2 protein-coding genes and 1 pseudogene are annotated in these 2,851 nt (G+C 47.3%); 1 reads left to right on the forward strand and 2 read right to left on the reverse strand.

What is annotated here, in order from left to right; translation table 11 throughout:
* The first annotated feature begins 289 nt into the window (after window positions 1-289).
* Window positions 290-679: a hypothetical protein gene (locus IM479_RS03235; RefSeq protein WP_287684672.1), complete on the forward strand. Its 390-nt coding sequence runs from the start codon at window positions 290-292 to the stop codon at window positions 677-679.
* A 54-nt stretch (window positions 680-733) separates the two neighbouring features.
* On the opposite strand, the gene IM479_RS03240 is transcribed toward IM479_RS03235, so the two are convergent.
* Together IM479_RS03240 and IM479_RS03245 are read right to left on the reverse strand one after the other, a co-directional pair.
* Window positions 734-2,269 carry a TolC family protein gene (locus IM479_RS03240; protein ID WP_287676404.1) on the reverse strand — a complete coding sequence of 512 codons (1,536 nt, stop codon included), beginning with the start codon at window positions 2,267-2,269 and terminating at the stop codon, window positions 734-736.
* A gap of 68 nt (window positions 2,270-2,337) precedes the next feature.
* A pseudogene (locus tag IM479_RS03245) lies at window positions 2,338-2,712 on the reverse strand (gamma-glutamyltransferase); the annotation flags it as partial.
* Window positions 2,713-2,851 lie beyond the last annotated feature (139 nt).

The following is a 2,851-nucleotide window of genomic DNA, read 5'->3' on the forward strand; positions in this document are numbered from 1 at the left end:
GAGATTTAACAGGTGGCAAAATCGCGATCGCCAATCAGTGTTGGACGGGTGTAATTTCAGCTATTCAGTCATTATGAGGGTTATGACATTTTTGGTGGGGGTGCTAAAATCTGCTTCTAGCATCAAAATGAGAATTGCTGGAAAAAAAGCCGTCCAATTTATGATCAGCTAACCCAGTGATCTTAAGCTGGCAATGGGCTGTTTTCAGCTATCGTGGGCGGGGCGAGAAAAATTGACTAGAATAAAAGAGGTGGAATCATGATCGAGAGTCTGCCGGGCAATTACCGTCATGGCCGCCAATCCTGAGACTACATTTTTTGATCACCGAGGTATATTGGCGATGATCACTAGAAATTCTTTATTATCAGGTTTGTTTCTGGGTCTGGGTTGGGTTTGCGTTAGCGGCAACCTAGTCGTGGCCCAATTGCCTATCAGTGAGCGTTGTTTAGCGGGGGCTGAATCCTGCGCTTACCAAAAATATCCCCAATACAATCAGCAATTAAACTTTCGCACCAGTCCCCAAATCGAGCAGCGGCGACAGAACACGATCGAAAATGAATGCGGTAGCAGTAATTCCTCTCGTTGTAATAATCTGCGTCCGCAGGTGCAAGAGCGACAGGAAACTCCCACCCTGCAGCAATTGCGGGAACAACAGATTAGAATTATCCAAACTCGTTAAAATAGGGGAGATTTTTCCATCTCCCCCCACACCACCTATCGATAAATCCCACAATTAACGCACTTCAAACAAACGATTATCCGGTAAATTACTAATCGCTCGCTGGAGACTATTCAAGGATCTATTGTAATCGACGATCGCCTGTAGATAACGGCTTCTGGCATCGGTTAAATCCCGTTGGGAGTTGATCACATCCGTTTGGGTTCCCACACCCGCCTGAAAGCGTAAACGGGCTAATCGCAGACTTTCCGTGGCGGATTCAATGCTTTTTTGCGAAGTTTTGATGTTTTCTTGGTTAGAAATCAAACTATAGTAGGATTCCTCCACCTGAAGGCGAATTTCATTGCGACGGAGGGAGAATTCCGTATCGGCGCGATCAATATTTCTTTCCGCTTGACGAGCGCGAGCAAAAGCACGACCACCATCAAAAAAAGTCCAACGAATCCGGCCACCGACGCTAAAACCATCGCCAAAACCAGCTTCATCACTGAGATCGTTGAGGACATTATACGCGCCCAAAAGGTCCACTTGGGGAATCACCGCCGAAATGGCGATCGAGCGGTCTTCTGCGCTAATTTCCCGTTGTAAGAGTTGTTGTTCTAATTCTGCGCGATTTTTATAGGCCAGAACAATACTATCATCAAGACTTAAGCCCCAAGTTCCCGCCTCGCGAATCTCATCGGCAGCGGTTAACTCAATGTGTTGGCCAACACTCAATATTTGTGCCAGTCGCCGTCGGGAAATACGCTGGTTAGAAATCGCCCGAGTTAAGTCTTGGTTAGCGTTAGCGAGGTCAACTTCCGCCTGTAGGACAGCAAATCGAGTTCCTAGTCCCGCTTGCTCCAATAATTGAGCATCCCGTAAACTTTGACTAGCATCTTCGATCGAGGCTTGGGCGATCGCTACTTGGGCATCACCCCTCTGTAATTCATAATAGGCATCGGTGGCATCAAAACGAGTTTGTTCCGAGACTCGTTCCACCTCTAATTCCTGTTGCCGGATCACTTTTTCGGCCCTTTTGATCTGGGCTGCCCGTTCACCCCCTGTATAAACCCCATAGACGATGCGAACACTACCCTGAAGGTTGGTACTATCTTCGGGTGTAACTGCTGGGATTCCCTGTTGACGAGCTAACTCATTCTGTCTTTGGGCAGCTGCCGATTGATCTTGAGTGAGACTGGCCTCCGCTTCTGCCGTGGGTAATAAGGCCGCCTGTTGTTCCTTTAATTGGGCGCGAGCGATTTCCAGATTAATCCGGGCTGTCTGTAAGGTCTGATTATTTTTTAAAGCTAATTCGATCGCTTGATTTAAGGTGATCGGTTGTACTACCCTAATATTCACCTCATCCGGTTTGGTGGGAAAAATTAGGGGATTGCCACTAGGATTAAGATAATTGGGGGCTTTGGTATCCGCTTCCGTGGTTGCCGGTGCCGCCGATGGACCGGGTAATTGAGAAACTGGATTGGCAGTAGGTCGGGGTTTCTTCAATAAATCGGCAGCGGACTGAGTTTGTGCCTTAACCGAGGATTCAGCCAAGAAAATCAACCCAAGCACCGCACTCACGGTAATACCATAACGCAAGAGCAACATGAGTATCTCGAAAGTAAACAGTAAACGATAAGAAGTAAACAAGCTCACACCACTATGTTGGCCGATTACTAATTACTAATCACTAATCCTACTCCATCCCGACGCGGATCGCCCGTAGCGGTTAATTCCCCCCGATCATTCACTGCCACCCCATGCACACCCCCAAAAAACATATTTTGTTCTTGCCAACGGGATACTTGAGTATTTGCGGGTAAAACCAGATTTTCGAGCATATTTTCCCGATCTTCTAAAGGTTCAATTCCTAATTGTTGATTTTCCCAATGTAGGCGCGAGGCAGCGATCGCATCGGGTAAGGATTGCCGAAAATCGATTAAATTGCTAATAACCTGCAAAATAGCGGTGCGAATGCGATTGGAACCCCCAGAACCGAGAACAAATCGCGGCTTTCCTTCCTCTAAAATCATCGTCGGGGACATCATTGAAAATTTTGGGTGGGAAACCCCGCCGTTCTAGGTTGGCTTTACGTTAGAATTAAAAAGACCGTCTCGAAAACCAAGTGGGCGGACAGCACCTTGAAAACTCGGCTTAGGGGGTTCCGTTCAGAAAAGCTTGTCCGGGTAA

This window comes from Microcystis sp. M165S2, assembly GCF_020245885.1.
Taxonomy (GTDB): Bacteria; Cyanobacteriota; Cyanobacteriia; order Cyanobacteriales; family Microcystaceae; genus Microcystis.

Bases quoted from the DNA above. Each gene is read 5' to 3' on its own strand.
- IM479_RS03235 (WP_287684672.1), top strand. From the start codon at position 290: ATGGCCGCCAATCCTGAGACTACATTTTTTGATCACCGAGGTATATTG.
- IM479_RS03240 (WP_287676404.1), bottom strand. From the start codon at position 2,269: ATGTTGCTCTTGCGTTATGGTATTACCGTGAGTGCGGTGCTTGGGTTG.